The organism is Euzebyella marina (assembly GCF_003687485.1).
Taxonomy (GTDB): Bacteria; Bacteroidota; Bacteroidia; order Flavobacteriales; family Flavobacteriaceae; genus Euzebyella; species Euzebyella marina.
The window spans coordinates 3,447,409-3,462,500 of sequence record NZ_CP032050.1; the positions used below are offsets into that span (position 1 = coordinate 3,447,409).

At 39.8% G+C, this 15,092-nt stretch carries 13 protein-coding genes (1 of these 13 running past the window's edge); 7 read left to right on the plus strand and 6 right to left on the minus strand.

Annotated features, from left to right (window positions below; all coding sequences use genetic code 11):
- Positions 1-70: 70 nt before the first annotated feature.
- Positions 71-1,315 carry an ornithine--oxo-acid transaminase gene (gene rocD / locus D1013_RS14740; RefSeq protein WP_121849560.1) on the minus strand — a complete coding sequence of 415 codons (1,245 nt, stop codon included), beginning with the start codon at positions 1,313-1,315 and terminating at the stop codon, positions 71-73.
- A gap of 251 nt (positions 1,316-1,566) precedes the next feature.
- Here rocD and rlmD point away from each other — a divergent pair, with 251 nt between their 5' ends.
- The 3 genes from rlmD to D1013_RS14755 are packed head-to-tail and all read left to right on the plus strand — an operon-like array spanning position 1,567 to position 4,268.
- Positions 1,567-2,976: a 23S rRNA (uracil(1939)-C(5))-methyltransferase RlmD gene (gene rlmD, locus D1013_RS14745; RefSeq protein ID WP_121849561.1), complete on the plus strand. Its 1,410-nt coding sequence runs from the start codon at positions 1,567-1,569 to the stop codon at positions 2,974-2,976.
- 4 nt (positions 2,977-2,980) lie between these two features.
- Positions 2,981-3,472 carry a DUF6452 family protein gene (locus D1013_RS14750; protein ID WP_121849562.1) on the plus strand — a complete coding sequence of 164 codons (492 nt, stop codon included), beginning with the start codon at positions 2,981-2,983 and terminating at the stop codon, positions 3,470-3,472.
- Entirely contained in the window at positions 3,453-4,268 is an 816-nt protein-coding gene (locus tag D1013_RS14755; RefSeq protein WP_121849563.1) for a DUF6048 family protein, read from the plus strand. The genes D1013_RS14750 and D1013_RS14755 overlap by 20 nt, the downstream gene beginning before the upstream one ends.
- A 7-nt stretch (positions 4,269-4,275) precedes the next feature.
- Here D1013_RS14755 and D1013_RS14760 read toward each other — a convergent pair whose 3' ends face one another.
- Positions 4,276-5,436 carry a THUMP domain-containing class I SAM-dependent RNA methyltransferase gene (locus D1013_RS14760; protein WP_121849564.1) on the minus strand — a complete coding sequence of 387 codons (1,161 nt, stop codon included), beginning with the start codon at positions 5,434-5,436 and terminating at the stop codon, positions 4,276-4,278.
- 145 nt (positions 5,437-5,581) lie between these two features.
- Here D1013_RS14760 and D1013_RS14765 point away from each other — a divergent pair, with 145 nt between their 5' ends.
- Both D1013_RS14765 and D1013_RS14770 read left to right on the plus strand, forming a co-directional pair.
- Positions 5,582-6,253, plus strand: a complete 672-nt coding sequence (locus tag D1013_RS14765) for a ZIP family metal transporter (RefSeq protein WP_121849565.1) — start codon at positions 5,582-5,584, stop codon at positions 6,251-6,253.
- Complete coding sequence (locus tag D1013_RS14770; RefSeq protein ID WP_121849566.1) at positions 6,254-6,685, plus strand: DUF4268 domain-containing protein; 432 nt, start codon at positions 6,254-6,256, stop codon at positions 6,683-6,685.
- Positions 6,686-6,689: 4 nt separating this feature from the next.
- On the opposite strand, the gene D1013_RS14775 is transcribed toward D1013_RS14770, so the two are convergent.
- The 3 genes from D1013_RS14775 to D1013_RS14785 form a co-directional block, all read right to left on the minus strand.
- Complete coding sequence (locus D1013_RS14775; RefSeq protein WP_121849567.1) at positions 6,690-8,066, minus strand: putative oxidoreductase C-terminal domain-containing protein; 1,377 nt, start codon at positions 8,064-8,066, stop codon at positions 6,690-6,692.
- A gap of 103 nt (positions 8,067-8,169) precedes the next feature.
- A complete protein-coding gene (locus D1013_RS14780; protein WP_121849568.1) occupies positions 8,170-9,546 on the minus strand; it encodes a Gfo/Idh/MocA family protein in 1,377 nt (458 codons plus the stop codon).
- A 10-nt stretch (positions 9,547-9,556) separates the two neighbouring features.
- The gene (locus D1013_RS14785) at positions 9,557-10,858 is read right to left on the minus strand and encodes a DUF6807 domain-containing protein (protein ID WP_121849569.1); all 1,302 of its coding nucleotides are present in this window, start codon (positions 10,856-10,858) and stop codon (positions 9,557-9,559) included.
- Between the two features lie 233 nt (positions 10,859-11,091).
- Between D1013_RS14785 and D1013_RS14790 the strand changes: the two genes are divergently transcribed.
- Together D1013_RS14790 and D1013_RS14795 are read left to right on the plus strand one after the other, a co-directional pair.
- Positions 11,092-12,117: a LacI family DNA-binding transcriptional regulator gene (locus D1013_RS14790; RefSeq protein ID WP_121849570.1), complete on the plus strand. Its 1,026-nt coding sequence runs from the start codon at positions 11,092-11,094 to the stop codon at positions 12,115-12,117.
- 8 nt (positions 12,118-12,125) lie between these two features.
- A complete protein-coding gene (locus D1013_RS14795) occupies positions 12,126-13,043 on the plus strand; it encodes a ThuA domain-containing protein (RefSeq protein ID WP_121849571.1) in 918 nt (305 codons plus the stop codon).
- Positions 13,044-13,107: 64 nt separating this feature from the next.
- Here D1013_RS14795 and D1013_RS14800 read toward each other — a convergent pair whose 3' ends face one another.
- Positions 13,108-15,092 carry the 3' portion of a DUF7133 domain-containing protein gene (locus D1013_RS14800; RefSeq protein WP_225621554.1) on the minus strand. It continues 274 nt past the right edge of the window, so 1,985 of the gene's 2,259 nt are visible here — the last part of the coding sequence; the start codon falls outside the window, past its right edge; it ends in the stop codon at positions 13,108-13,110.

A 15,092-nucleotide genomic window follows, 5' to 3' on the forward strand; every position in this document is an offset into this window, starting at 1 on the left:
AACTAACATTTTATCAACTAAAAAGGCCCGAAGCAATGTTTCGGGCCTTTTTCCATATATTAATTGTCGGTTACTTTCTGAAATCCTTTAATGTAGATATGATAATGGAAACGCATTCCATCAACTGTTCTTCATTCATCACTAAGGGAGGTGCGAAACGAATAATATTCCCATGGGTCGGTTTGGCCAGCAAACCATTTTCTTTCAGGGCCATACAAATGTCCCAAGCAGTAGAACTATCTTCAGTATCATTAATTAAAATCGCATTTAGAAGTCCTTTGCCACGAACCTTGGTCACCAATTCGCACTCAGGTATAAAATTGGTCAATTCCTTTCTAAACAATTCTCCTAATCTCATGGCGTTTTCAGCTAGTTTTTCATCTTTCACGACTTTCAAAGCCGCCATTCCTACAGCTGCAGCCACAGGGTTACCACCAAAGGTGCTACCGTGGTTACCTGGTCGAATAACGCCCATTATATGGTCATCGGCCAGAACTGCCGAAACTGGGTATGCACCACCCGATAAGGCCTTGCCGAGAATTAAAATATCAGGTTTCACATTTTCGTGGTCGACCGCCAACATTTTACCGGTTCTTGCAATACCTGTCTGTACCTCATCAGCAATAAAAAGAACATTGTACTTATCACACAAAGCCTTCGCCTTGGTCAAATAACCCTCTGATGGCACATACACCCCTGCCTCCCCTTGAATAGGCTCTACTAGAAAACCGGCGATATCATCATTTTCTTTTAAGGTATCTTCAAGTGCTTTCAGGCTATCGTATTCAATTTTTATGAAACCTTGGGTATAGGGCCCAAAATTTTTACGGGCTACAGGGTCGTTTGAAAATGATATGATAGTGGTTGTACGACCATGAAAATTATTCTCGCACACGATAATTTTCGCCTCGTTTTCTTCTATACCTTTTTCCTCATAAGCCCACTTTCTGCAGATTTTAAGGGCGGTTTCAACAGCTTCGGCACCTGTGTTCATGGGTAATAGCTTATCAAACCCAAAAGTTTCGGTTACGTACTTCTCATACTTACCCAGCATATCATTATAAAAAGCACGAGATGTTAGGGTAAGGGTCTGTGCCTGTTGTGTCATGGCACCTACAATCTTAGGGTGACAATGCCCTTGATTGACAGCTGAGTAGGCCGAAAGAAAATCGTAGTATCTTTTTCCTTCAACATCCCAAACAAATACTCCTTCACCTTTACTCAAAACTACCGGAAGTGGATGGTAGTTATGTGCTCCATACCTATCTTCCAATGCAATTGCATCTTTAGAAGTCATTTTTTCTAAAACTGACATGATAAAATTACTTTAAATAAAACTTTAGCAATTCCTGCTTATGGGAGAGAAATCATCCAATTCGTAGAGCCGCTAAATTACTAAATTTGAATGATGCTGCCCTGAGATTTGGGTATAAAACGACTCTATCGATCGATAAAATGATAGACCTCCTCTAGCCTACCGTAATATTGGCCATACTTAACCAGCAATTGGCCTAATAAAGTCTTAAACGCTTCTGTGAATTTATTCAAACATCCTATTTTTGCGCCATGCGAAAAAATAGAAAGCGACAGGTTTTCGAAAATGTAGAAGTGGTCGATGCAGGTGCCAAAGGTAAAACCATCGGTAAAGCACCCGACGGAAGGGTCATTTTTTTGACCAATACCGTACCGGGCGATATTGTAGATGTTCAGACCACCAAGAAGAGAAAAGCCTACTTCGAGGGTGTAGCCACCCATTTTCATGAATTATCAGACAAGCGAACAACACCCGAATGCCAACATTTCGGGGTTTGCGGCGGGTGTAAATGGCAAGATATGGGCTATGAGCATCAGCTTTTTTACAAACAGAAAGAAGTAGAAAACAACCTAAGACGAATCGGGCATTTAGACTTACCTGCCACTACTCCTATTTTAGGTTCTAAAAAGAGGTATTTCTACAGAAATAAAATGGAATTTTCCTTTTCGGATAGTAGATGGTTGACCCTAGATGAAATCAATTCTGATGAAGAAATAAAGGATAAGCATGCCTTGGGCTTTCACATTCCCGGTATGTGGGATAAAATTTTAGATATCAAGAAGTGTCATCTTCAGCAAGACCCTTCAAATGCAATCCGTCTGGCGACCCGTAACTTTGCTATAGAAAACAATTTGAGCTTTTTCAACCCAAGAAATCAGTACGGGCTGCTCAGAACCATGATGATACGAACCGCTTCGACGGGCGAGTTAATGTTACTTATTCAGTTTTATGAAGATGATGAAACGGCCAGAAACTTACTTCTAAGTTTTTTAGAGAATCAGTTTCCTGAAATAACTTCATTGCTTTACGTGGTCAATCAAAAGCAGAACGACACCATTTACGACCAAGAGGTCATTTGTTTTGCTGGTCGCGATCATATTTTTGAAGAGATGGAAGGTCTTCAATTTAAAATAACCGCCAAATCTTTTTACCAGACCAATTCTGAACAAGCTTACGAACTGTACAAGGTGACTAGAGATTTTGCTGCCCTAAAGGGAGATGAACTGGTGTATGACCTTTATACCGGTACAGGAACCATTGCTCAGTTCGTTGCCAAAACAGCCAAGAAGGTGGTGGGTATCGAATCGGTATTAGAAGCCATTGCCGATGCAAAGGCCAATGCCAAAAGAAATGAAATAGAGAACGTTTCCTTTTTTGTGGGAGATATGAAGAATGTCTTCAATGAGGCCTTTATTTCAGAGAATGGCATACCCGATGTTATTATTACCGACCCCCCGAGGGACGGTATGCACAAAGATGTGGTTCAACAAATCTTGAACATTGCTCCGAAAAAAGTAGTGTATGTAAGTTGCAACAGTGCCACACAAGCCAGAGATTTGGAGCTCATGAAAGAAACCTATAAGGTGGTGAAGGTTCAACCCGTTGATATGTTTCCGCAAACGCACCACGTTGAAAATGTCGTACTTTTGGAAAAGATATAGCTACATGAACAAGCTTAAAATTGTAATTATAATTTTTCTAGGTATTCTTTCCTTCTCCGCATGTGAAAAAGACGATATCTGTATCGATGCCGACACTCCGAATCTGGTCATTCGGTTTTATGATGTACTCGACACCACTGAATTCAAAGATGTTCAAAATTTGATTGTTCGCGGTTTGCTTCCCGAAGGGGAGCAAGACACTTTAGATAATGCGGCTCTTGATTCCATCGTATTGCCCTTAAGGGTCGATGCGACAAGTACCTCATTTACCATGAGCAGACAGCTTTCTATAGATGATATCAATGTAGACACCCTTACTTTTAATTACGAAGTACAGGAAATTTATCAATCAAGGGCCTGTGGTTATACAGTTACTTACCAAGGCCTTGAAATCAGCACCCAAGAACCTGCTGACAGTCTTTGGGTACAAGATTTTACAATAGTTACCCCTAACATAGAAAACACTGCTTCGGCCCATGTCAAGATTTTTCATTAGCAGCCTTTTTATATTGTTCGCGGTTTCGGTCTATGGGCAAAACAGCCCCATTAACTTAAATAAAAAAGATACCGTTACCTATAAACAACCTTACGGTATTCGGGTAGGTATCGATTTGAGCAGACCTTTGATTTCCTTTCTTGAGGACAATTACACCGGTTTAGAATTTGTTGGAGACTATCGTTTGACCCAAGACCTGTACTTGGCGGGCGAACTGGGTAACGAAAAAAAATCGATTGGAGTACGACTGGGCATTGATGAGAAGAGCGTTGATGGCGAACTCTACAATTTTACTGCTTCTGGAAGCTATATTAAACTAGGTATCGATTACAATACCTACGGTAATTGGTACGGCGAACAAAATATGATATACGTAGGAGGTCGCTATGCCTTCAGTACTTTTAGCCAAACCCTGAATAACTATAAAATTTTCAATACAGATAGGTATTGGAGTCCTGATGATTTTACCCCCGGCACCGAACAATTAGGCGAATTCAGCGGCCTTAATGCATCGTGGTTAGAATTTGTAGTGGGTATTAAGGCCGAAATAGTCAAAAACCTTTATTTCGGGGCCAGCGCCCGCTTAGGGTTTTTAGTGACCAATAAAAACCCTGAAAATTTTAGAAACTTATTTATTCCTGGGTTTAACAAGGTTACCGATGGCAGCAGGTTTGGGGTGGGTTACAATTATTCTATCAGTTATTTGATTCCGCTCTACAAAAAGGCCAAAACCGCATCAAAAGAAACCGTACCAGCCCCGCAGCCAGAACCAAACATCCCAGAAGAGCAAAAGTAGTAGGTGGCTAGGTATTCTGAAATTTTGCTTTTTTGCTTCCCTCGTACATAACGTATTTCACCAACCGCGATTCTAATCGGCTATTATAAACCTTGATTTTTCTTGACGGCCTTAAACCTACATATTTGAGGGCCTCTAAGTTTGAAGTAATGAACCAGGCTTCTGTACCTGGGTAACTCTGTTTTAAGGTATCGCCTAACGATGAGTAAAAATCTTCCATATCAAGACTTAGACGTTCACCATACGGAGGGTTAAAAACCATATGCAAGGGCCCTTCATTATATTTCTCTGTATCAAAGAAATTCTTGCGTTCTACATGAATATATTCCGATAGGTTGGCATTTTTAATATTGTCCAACGATTTTCTTACAGCTGAAGGCGCTTTGTCGTACCCCACTATTTTATGATGAAATTCTCGGGTCTTACCCAAACAAACGTCCACTATTTTCTCAAAAAGAGGCTCATCAAAATCGTTCCATTTTTCAAACGCAAATTCTTTTCTATTGATGTTGGCAGGTATGTTACAGGCAATCATGGCGGCCTCCGTCAAAAAAGTACCACTACCGCACATGGGATCTAAAAAATCGCATTGGCCTTTCCATCCACTCAACAGAAGCAGGCCAGCCGCCAATACTTCGTTTATAGGGGCTATATTGGTAGCCGTTCGGTAACCTCTTTGGTGCAACGACCTTCCCGAACTGTCCAAAGCTACACTACATTCGTTTTGATGAATGTGAATATTGATTCGCACATCAGGAAATTTGGTATCAACACTTGGTCTTTTACCGCTAGAATCCCTGAATTTATCAACAATGGCATCCTTCACCTTTTGAGACACATATAAAGAATTGGTGAAATGATCTGAGTTAATGGTTGAATCTATGGTAAAAGTAGTGTCGACCGAAAGGTATTCTTCCCAATCCATCGCATACACTTTTTGATAAAGTTCCTTTTCACTTCGCACTGAAAACGACTGAATGGGCTTAATAATCTTAATTGCCGTTCTAAGGCATAGATTCGCCTTATACATAAAACCTGTATCGCCTTCAAAAGAAACACTTCGAACACCTTGCTCAATATTTCCTCCGCCAATACTGCGAATTTCATTTGCCAATATCTCCTCAAGACCAAAAAGGGTCTTGGCCACCATCTTAAAATTTGCGCTCATAAAATTTCATCTGAAAGTGGCAAAAATAGGTTAATTTTGCCCCAAAATATAAGAATTGCGGTCAATTCGTTAGGTTTCGTAAGTAAGCTGCCTTTTACTCGACAAACGATTTTTTACCAAACTATTTGAGCCTTCGTTACATCTCATGACTTATTCACTACCCATACTGGCCGTATTGCTCAGCTTCTGCCTTGTATACGTTACAAAGCCCGACAATAAAAGTCATTTTAAGCTCATTCTCGCCTTCAGTGGTGCCTTTCTCTTGGCTTTGACCATTTTTGAGCTCTTTCCTTCGGTATATGAAAGCGCTGATGCCAAAACAGTTGGGGTATTCGTTATGTTGGGTATTCTATTGCAGATTTTTTTGGAATTCTTTTCGAAAGGAGCCGAACATGGTCATGTACACATAGAACATGATAAATCGGGTTTTCCGTGGCCTATTTTCATTAGTTTGTGCATTCACTCTTTTTTAGAAGGTTTTCCGATCGAACATCATCACACCATTCTTTACGGTGTATTGGTACATAAGATACCCATCGCTATTATTTTGAGTATCTTCTTCTTAAATTCTAAAATAGCTTTTGCAAAAGCGCTTTTGTTTATAACGATATTTTCACTAATGACACCGCTCGGTAGCTATCTGGCAGGGCACGCGCAATGGGTAGAGGCTTACTATGCACCGATCACTTCATTGGTCATAGGGGTTTTCTTGCACATTTCTACCGTTATACTTTTTGAAAGCTCCGAGGGCCACAGCTTTAACTTAAGAAAGATTTTAGTTATTATATTAGGAATTTTATTCGCCTATTTTATCTAAATGTTCAGCAGGGAAGAATCAAAAAAGTTACGTGAAGAATTTTGGATTGCCTTCGGAAAATCATTTCCCCGTAAATGGATATTGTATAATACCAAAATAAAAGGCTTAGCTTTCAAATTTCATTTTGATGTAAAAAAAGCAATGGTCATCTTGGATATTGAAACCGACGACCTAGACCGCAGATTACAACTTTGGGAAAAATTGGAATCATTGAAATCGATACTTACCTCTGACGATTATTTCGCTGGTGCTCAATACGAAGATTTTTACTTACTGGATAACGGAAAGGAGGTTTCGCGCATATTCATTGAAAAATCAGGGGTATCGATCCACAATAAAAACACCTGGCAAGAAACCATGGTGTTTTTAAACGAATCGATGAGTACCTTTGAAGAATTTTTTCTGGAGTTCAGAGATATACTCAAGGGCTAATGACCTACTCCTGCGTTATTTTGTAAGCTTCTATAGTCGTATAGTATTTCGAGATCATGTTAGGCACTTCCCAGTTAGGCAATTGACCCTCCCCCAAATATTTAAGGAAGTTTTCGGTTACCTGACCAAAATGGGCCTCGTGTCCGATTTTAAATTCATCAGGTATATTCACTCGAAAAGACCCGTCGTTCAATTCTTCAATAGTAGTTCCTGAAAATTGTTCGGCAACTGCGCCTGAGATGGCCTCATTCAAACTTTCTTCAAAACCTTCTTTCTCTTTTGGTAAAATGTAAAGTACTGGTTTGAAGTTTTCTTCTTGACCCTGTTTAATAATCAGGTCACTTTTAGTGCCCCTCATAATACTGTAATGAGTATCGGCAGTGCCTTCTGGTGCTTGGTAATTCCAGATAACAGATACTTTGGCATACTTACCATTGATTTTGTATACCATCTCTCCGTTTGCAAAGACATTCAATTCACCATCCTTAATATCTTTATCTAAATAATCGGGAAATTCGGTTAGACCAGTTACCGTATTGAACTCATCAGGCGACAGTAATGTTGGCCATCTACGTGCCTTGACCATATCAATTTGTGCCGTGTCGATAATTTCTTCAGGAAAAGCCTCCCATTGCACCAAATCGACCAAATGTGTTGTAACGTCTACAATACCCTCACCTTCTTCGTTCACATCAAAAAACCATGCCGGACGAACTAAAGGTTGACCGCTTACATATTTAAAAAAATGGTGCACACTTTCTTTGCTGATGGCAGGTTCTTCTGCGGTTCCGTCTTCTAATTCGCCGAATACTTCGGGCAAGGTAGACAACAGTTTCTGCATCATGGTGGTCGATTCAAAACGCTCGGTCATGATATCATAGATAAGAACATTGTTCTCTTGGGCCACTTTAAAAGCCTCTTTTAATTTCTCAAAACCTTCTGGGTTGATGACCAATGGCTTATCTGCATAGACATTAAGACCGGCCTTTACCGCGGCAAGTATATAGTCTATTTTTTTGGAATTTTTTCCGGCAACAATCATCACATTACCAGATTTATCTGCCAACATTTGATTTAAGTAATCATCACTGAACTTACTCTGAACCGTCCAATCGGTAGGGGCCTCATCCCTAGTATTATATGATTCAATCTTGCTTAGAAAATCTTCAACCTCAGGACCTTTAGGGGCAAATAGATAAATAGTGGAGTCTACTTGCGGATACATTTTTTTGTGGACCAATGCAGCATGAAAATGGCCTGGGTCTAATGTCATTAATTTAACTTTCTGTGACATTTCTTCTTTTGCAGTATTTGAACTCTTTTTTTCTTCTGCACAGGAAAACATCAAAACAGTACAGAAGAGCATTAGAAAATATTTCATTAGGGTTTTAGTTTATTGGGCTTTGGTACTTAGTTTCAAATTTACGGCTAAATAAAACACCTCCTTTTTAACGGGAGGTGTTTCTGAGCAATTTATTCAGCAATCATGCTTTTACATAATCGGTTCCGTAGGGTTTTCTTTGTTCTCTATGAAGTAGGGTGTTTGCCTCATCATCATTTATAAATTGTTCCTTCTCTGGGTCCCACTCCAATTTGCGGTCAAACTGCATGGCTATATCACTGATCAAACAAATGACGCAGGCTTTATGACCCTTCTCAATATCTGATATCGGCTGCTTTCTTGTTTTAATACAATCCAACCAATTACCGTGTTGGTCATCGATTTTTTCCAAATGAATTTCGTTTTCACCGATAACGGATTCCAAAATTTTAGGATCAGATGCATTCAAAGCCTTGGCACTTTTCTCTTTGTCTACCGGGTCTGAAGCAGAAGCTTGGTAATCACCCCGTGAAACGAAAATCCACCCGTCATCGCCAATATATTGTATACCGTTAGTGTAACCACCGCTCGTATATACGGTCATACCATTGTCATATTCGTGCTTTACAAAGAAATCTCCGTGTACATTCCATAATCCTGACTTTGGAAATTCGGCCAATGCCTCAACCGATTTCGGACCGGTAAGCTCGGTATTCATACCCCAAGCAGCCGAATCGTAATGGTGCTGGCCCCAACCCGTAATCATTCCCGCACCATAATTTCTTATTCTAAGCCAGCCCGGCCTACCGTAACCTTCCTGCGGATGTACGCCAATTTCTGTGTAGGGCACTTCGGGGGTAGAGCCCAGCCACATATCAAAATTTAAATTGGATGGTACAGGCATTTCAGGGGCTTCAGGACCGGCCGGATCACCTGGCAACCCTATTTTAACAGTGTGAACCTTACCAATACGGCCATTACGTACCAATTCGGCGGCCACCCTAAATTGGGGCATGGCCCTTTGCTGGGTACCTACTTGAAGAATTACTCCCGTTTTTTTAACGGCTTCCCTCAATTGTTGACCTTCTTTTACAGTAAGCGAGGTAGGTTTTTGAAGGTAGATATCTTTACCTGCATAGGCAGCTTCCATGGCAGGCTGAGAATGCCAATGGTCAGGTGTACTGATCACTACGGCATCAATATCCTTATTCAATAACATCTCACGATAATCTTCATAGACCTTCGTATCGTTGTATTTTTGCTTGCCGGTTTTTTCTTTGTAGAAGGAGTCAACCAACACCTTAGCATCATCAGCACGTTTTGTATCTACATCACAAACAGCTATGTATTTGGTCTGATCAAATCTGATGGTATCATGTATGTCATGTCCGCGGGCAATTCTTCCGCAACCTATTTGACCGATATTGATTTTATTACTAGGGGCATCTTTACCTAGAACGCTTGCGGGAACGATAGACGGAAAACCTACCATTGCGGCACTGCCCAAGGCTGTTCTGTTAATAAATTTTCTACGCTGCATCTTTTATGTTTTAATTCTTGGTTACTATGATTTCTGGTTGATTCGCAAAGGCCCGCCAATAATTCTCCGCTTCGGCAGCACTTAGCGTACCATCGAAAACCACCATTCGATAGCGAAGATTGTAGGTATTATTGGGTTCAATTTTCCATTCGTCATGACGTATTGGGCAAAACTCAAAAAACATATCTCCCCTACCCCCATTAGCGTCTAGAGGCCATACTCGCATTGGTTCAGGGTGTTTTCTATTTTCAGGATGGCTCAAAAATAAAATACCGTTGGTACTCTTTCCATCAGAAGATTCTCCACTTACGATACACCATCTGGCATTGCTTCCATCAGCTGATGACCTGTCTTTACCCTCTGAGGTCAAAACTGTACAATTATCAGCTTTCCACCGCTCATGAAACCGTAGGCCCAACCCTCCACCATATCTGTAGGCTTCAAACAAAATACCATTTTTTAATGGCGTACTAAAATTAGTGATATAATCGAACATATACCTGTCGGCACGTTGCAGGTTCCATAAACGAATGGTCAAATCTTCCTCTAATGCCAACTGCGGGCTGTCTTTAGTCTTTAGATCAATATGCTCTTGTACTGCGGTGAACGAGCTAAAAACCGGCCCTGACACCTTACTTTTGAAATCTTTGAAAAGAACGGTACCCATGCCTTCGCGTAAATTCCAAAAATCGACACGTTCACCATCTATTTGGGTATGGGTCCACGGGCCCCAAAGACCATAATGGTGATAATGGTCAGGTGCCTGAATTCTAGTTAGAGTATCACCCTTTAAAGTTATTATCGGATGTACAAATCCGGATTTCGCATAGAGAGAATCGACCCCTTCTGGCGGATAGGTCATTTCATAGCGATACTGTAGCACTGGCTGATTGTTTAAAGAAAGAATTCGGTTGCCAGAAGATTCGACATCTTTTACAATTTTATAATCCAATTTTGGCGTTGCATCATTTTTAATTTTGTAGACCAATTTGGCTTTACCACCCACTTGTTTGTTCTGAAGCCATACCAAGTCTGCCAATGAGTCTAATTGAAAAACGACATTGACCAAAGAGTCTCCAATTACTTGCTGCACAGAAACAGGTCTTTTAAAATCTATCTTACCACTATCTTCCCTTGCAAGGTTGTAAACGACGTATTCGGCGCTATTTTCATTATCAATAATTACCTCTAATTGCAATTCTTGAGATTCTTGCTTGCAAGACTGTGACACGCAAAGAGTAAGAAGCAGGCCGATTAGGGAAATTCTTAAAGTTCTGTTGCTATGAGATATGAAGCTTGTAAGACCTGTCATTCATCAATGTTTTTAATTGCATGATTCAATCAAAATCAATATTGCAACCACTTTTCACAAATCTAGAAAAATTCACTAATTATGCAATCGGTTACATAGTTTTTTTTCAAAAAATATCATATTAAATTAAACCTTTGATAAATTTAAGACTCTAAAAAGAGTAAATTGTTTAATTAATAAAAGAAATATACCATTAAACTTTAATTTTGTTGCATAAAATTGCATAACTGATTTTGGAGAAAAAAGTAACTATATACGACTTGGCCAAAAGACTCGGGGTGTCACCTGCCACGGTGAGCAGAAGCTTGAATGACCATCCATCCATCAGTTTGAAAACCAAGTCTAAAGTGATGTTAGCTGCCGAGGAAACAGGTTATCGCATCAATAAGTTTGCATCGAACTTAAGTCTCCAAAAATCAAATACTATCGGTGTTATCGTTCCGAAATTGAATTCAGACTTTATGTCAACAGTGCTCTCTGGAATTGAAAAAATTGCAAATGATGCAGGTTACAACCTTATTATTAGCCAGTCTTTAGAATCGGAAGAAAAAGAAAAATTCAATACCAAAACCCTATTTGAAAGTGGTGTAGATGCCCTCTTGGTCTCTTTAGCCAACGAAACAAAAACTTATGATCATTTCAATACTTTTACCAATCGAAAAATTCCTCTGTTATTTTTTGATCGTGTAATCAACATTCCCGACTGCCCCACCATAATAATCGACAATCTGAGAGCCGGTTATGACGCTACAAAGCACTTGCTTGACCAAGGGTGCAGAAATATAATGCACATCACTCATGGCTTGAACAGAAGTGCTTACTACCAAAGATATGTTGGGTACAAAAAAGCCTTGGATGAAGTTAAATTATTCGAAATAGAAAATCTCTTGGTTCTTGACCAGTTCAATTCTAGAGAGATTGATAGTGTAATCGCAAAGATAACCGCTTCACCAGAACCCATCGACGGTCTGTTCGTTACCAACGACACTTTTGCCGTATATTGCATAAAGGCACTCTTAAAGGCTGGTTATAGAATACCTGATGACATAAAAATAATTGGCTTCAACAACGACCCCGTGTCAGAAGTCATTAATCCAGAATTATCAACCATCGAATATCCTGGGTACCGTATGGGTGTTTTGGCCGGTCAAAGTATTCTAAGTCACCTCAATGGCTCAATTAATATAGAGTCTGCCGACCAAATTCTTTTAAAGCATCAACTGATTATTAGACAATCTTCTAGAAAAACAACCAATTAAGATAGACAATGAAAACAAAATTGACCTTTTTACTACTTCTCACGACTCTGGGTACCATCGCCCAAGGATTGGATTCTTTTGATGTTACCGAAGAATGGATAGCTAAAATTCAGGAAATAGCCCCTTCAACACCAACAGTTAAATCGAAAACCAAAAAAGTACTGGTGTTTTCGCAGCATACGGGCTTTTACCATTGGACAGCTCCTCAAAATGTAGAGATGTTGAAGATATTGGGCGAAAAATCAGGAGTTTTCGAAGTGACCAACTCTTATGATATCGACAGTTTCGATAATGAAAATCTAAAAAAGTTTGATGCTGTTATTTTTAACAATTGTAATCCCGCGGGACCTAAAAGAGATTTGTTCTGGGACCTACTTCAAAAAAACTCTAATCTATCAGATGATAAAATCGAGTCTTTGGCAAGAGAGTACGAAAAAGGATTTATGGATTATATTGCTCAAGGAGGCGGACTTATGATTTTACATGGCGCCATCACGGTTCAAAACAACTCTCAAGAATTCAGTCAAATGACTGGCGGAAGTTTTGACTACCATCCCAAGCAACAGGAAATGCATGTAATGGAGGTGGATGAAAAACACCCTTTGGTAGCTGCATTTTCAGGAAACGGCTTTACACATGTTGATGAGCCTTACTTTTTCAAGAATGCCTATTCCGATTATAACTTCAGACCCTTGCTGTACATCGATGTTACCAAACTGGAAGGCCTAAAGAAAGAGCCCGAAGATGACATAAGTTATGTAGCATGGATTAAAAAACATGGCAAAGGAAGGGTGTTTTACACTTCTCCTTCACATAATGCCCAAACATTGGACAATCTAGAATTTTTAAAATTTCTTTTGGATGGCATGCAATATGTTTTAGGGGATTTGAAATGCGACGACAGCCCAATAGGCAAGAAGAAATAATTTCTAAAGAATAAAAAGGGCGCTTAGTAAGCGCCCTTTCTTTATCTCCCTTGTAATATTAAAATCACTTTAGTGTTTTTAGTGTTTCATCAAGTTCTTCAATGGTAAATCCTCCATCTTCTTTTGGAGTAACGTCCCGAAGTTCTTTCACTTTTTTCTCCCGAAGGCCTTTAGGGTATTTTGAGAAGGCATTACTCACGTATGAAACAATTGCCGATATGTCTTTATCAGAAAGTGTTTCGTTCGAATTCAGCCCTGGCATTGCATGGTTGATGTCGTAATGAACTCCATTCACATCGATAGGCCCTCTTAGACCATGCAAAATAATGAGACCTAATTTCTCTGAGGGCAATATATGCTCAGAATTCGCCAACGGTGGGGCTAGCCCCTCTGCCCCAGTACCATCCGCTTGGTGACAAGCGGCGCAAATTTGCCTATATAATTTAGCACCTTTAGTACGAGAATCTTGACTTGAACCGTTTCGTACATAAATGGGATTTTTTTCGTCCTTTGCTTGTCGCATTTGATTTTTCTCCCAGAGTTCCTCGAAAGCCTCATTGGACTCATTATCTTCTATCGAAGCCAAAAATTGAGGCTCAAGTTCTTCCATTCCGCTCATGAGAGCTTCTTGAACAACAGGGTTATTTTTATACCTATTTTGTAAAGTATTGAACAATGGCAAAAATTGATTTTGTTGCCCTTTGCTCCAGTAACCTAGAGTACTTGCAAGATAAAGATCTATCGTTTTATCTGCTTTCTCGCTAAGTCCTTCAAATAATTGATGTGCCTGATCTATGTTGCTTTTCTCCCTAAAATTCTCCAATAAAACAATGGCATGGGCCACCACATCAGGTTGGCTCTTTCTAGTTATCTCAGATAGAATTTCGAAACTCAATCCTTCTCCAAGCCCATTTAATGTATTCAGCGCATGTATTTGTGCTATCGGACTCTGAGTGTCGTTGGCTAAATCTTTTAACAAGGGTACCACATCATTACTACCCTTATAGACCAATCGATGTTGTGCTTGATCCCTTACATAACCGTTTTCATGGCTTAGTAAAGCAACGAGCTCACTACTTGAAGCTTCATCAAGATTAGGGATTTCACTGACTTTAGACAATTTCGAAGTAATCTTGAGAATACGACCCGAGGTCACAATGGTATCTAACTTGAATTCCTTCGCTTTCTTTTTTAAGTACGGACTAAGAAATGCATTATGTTGAATAACTCCCCTATGCATATCAACAACGTACATACTACCATCGGGTCCTACCGACAAATTTACAGGCCTGAACCCTTCATCTGTACTTGCCAGAAATTCTTTATTATTCCAAGCCTGCTTAGCTACCACCTTATTACCCTCGAAGCTAAGTATATTCCGTTTGATCGCATTTATTTCCGGAATACAAACAAAAACATTTTGATCATAATTTGCTGGAAAGGCAGAACCGCGATAAACCAATGGAGCACAAGCGGCTGTTACTTCTAGAAGTAAGCTATCTTTATTCAACACCCCATCGACATATCCACGATTCACCCTTGCCGCATGTATCGGATAGACATTTTGGTCTTTGGTTAATTTTTGGTTTACCCCTTTGTTCGGAATCATATATTCATTTCGAACCAGTCTGTTAGGAAGTATGTAATCCCCTAAAAGCTGCGTAGAATTGTTGTTATAATAAAGACGCCCGAAATTATCTTGACTTACCCCCCATTGCCCTCTATAGGTGGTAGGCTTTTTGATCCACTCACCATTCTTTCTTTGATATTTGAAATGAGAACCCGCGTTATAAAACCAGTTGTCAATATTCAATCGCAATCCATTGGGCTGATATTCAGGATTTCCTTCCAACGCGTAAAGAGAATCGACCAAAACTCTATTTACAGGTTGATCATTTTCGTCAATTTCAACAAAATACAGATTAGGAGGTTCCACGTACAAAAGTCCGCCATAGGCCATAGCCAATGCCCTAGGCATCACCAGACTATCAATAAAAATCTTAGAATGATCGACTACACCATCTTGGTCCAAGTCCTCCAAAATTTTAA

What these genes read in the sequence shown, in the direction of transcription:
- D1013_RS14795 (WP_121849571.1), top strand. Translation starts at nt 12,126, where the DNA reads ATGAAAACAAAATTGACCTTTTTACTACTTCTCACGACTCTGGGTACC.
- D1013_RS14765 (WP_121849565.1), top strand. Translation starts at nt 5,582, where the DNA reads ATGACTTATTCACTACCCATACTGGCCGTATTGCTCAGCTTCTGCCTT.
- rocD (WP_121849560.1), bottom strand. Translation starts at nt 1,315, where the DNA reads ATGTCAGTTTTAGAAAAAATGACTTCTAAAGATGCAATTGCATTGGAA.
- D1013_RS14785 (WP_121849569.1), bottom strand. Translation starts at nt 10,858, where the DNA reads ATGACAGGTCTTACAAGCTTCATATCTCATAGCAACAGAACTTTAAGA.
- rlmD (WP_121849561.1), top strand. Translation starts at nt 1,567, where the DNA reads ATGCGAAAAAATAGAAAGCGACAGGTTTTCGAAAATGTAGAAGTGGTC.
- D1013_RS14780 (WP_121849568.1), bottom strand. Translation starts at nt 9,546, where the DNA reads ATGCAGCGTAGAAAATTTATTAACAGAACAGCCTTGGGCAGTGCCGCA.
- D1013_RS14775 (WP_121849567.1), bottom strand. Translation starts at nt 8,066, where the DNA reads ATGAAATATTTTCTAATGCTCTTCTGTACTGTTTTGATGTTTTCCTGT.
- D1013_RS14755 (WP_121849563.1), top strand. Translation starts at nt 3,453, where the DNA reads ATGTCAAGATTTTTCATTAGCAGCCTTTTTATATTGTTCGCGGTTTCG.
- D1013_RS14760 (WP_121849564.1), bottom strand. Translation starts at nt 5,436, where the DNA reads ATGAGCGCAAATTTTAAGATGGTGGCCAAGACCCTTTTTGGTCTTGAG.
- D1013_RS14770 (WP_121849566.1), top strand. Translation starts at nt 6,254, where the DNA reads ATGTTCAGCAGGGAAGAATCAAAAAAGTTACGTGAAGAATTTTGGATT.
- D1013_RS14750 (WP_121849562.1), top strand. Translation starts at nt 2,981, where the DNA reads ATGAACAAGCTTAAAATTGTAATTATAATTTTTCTAGGTATTCTTTCC.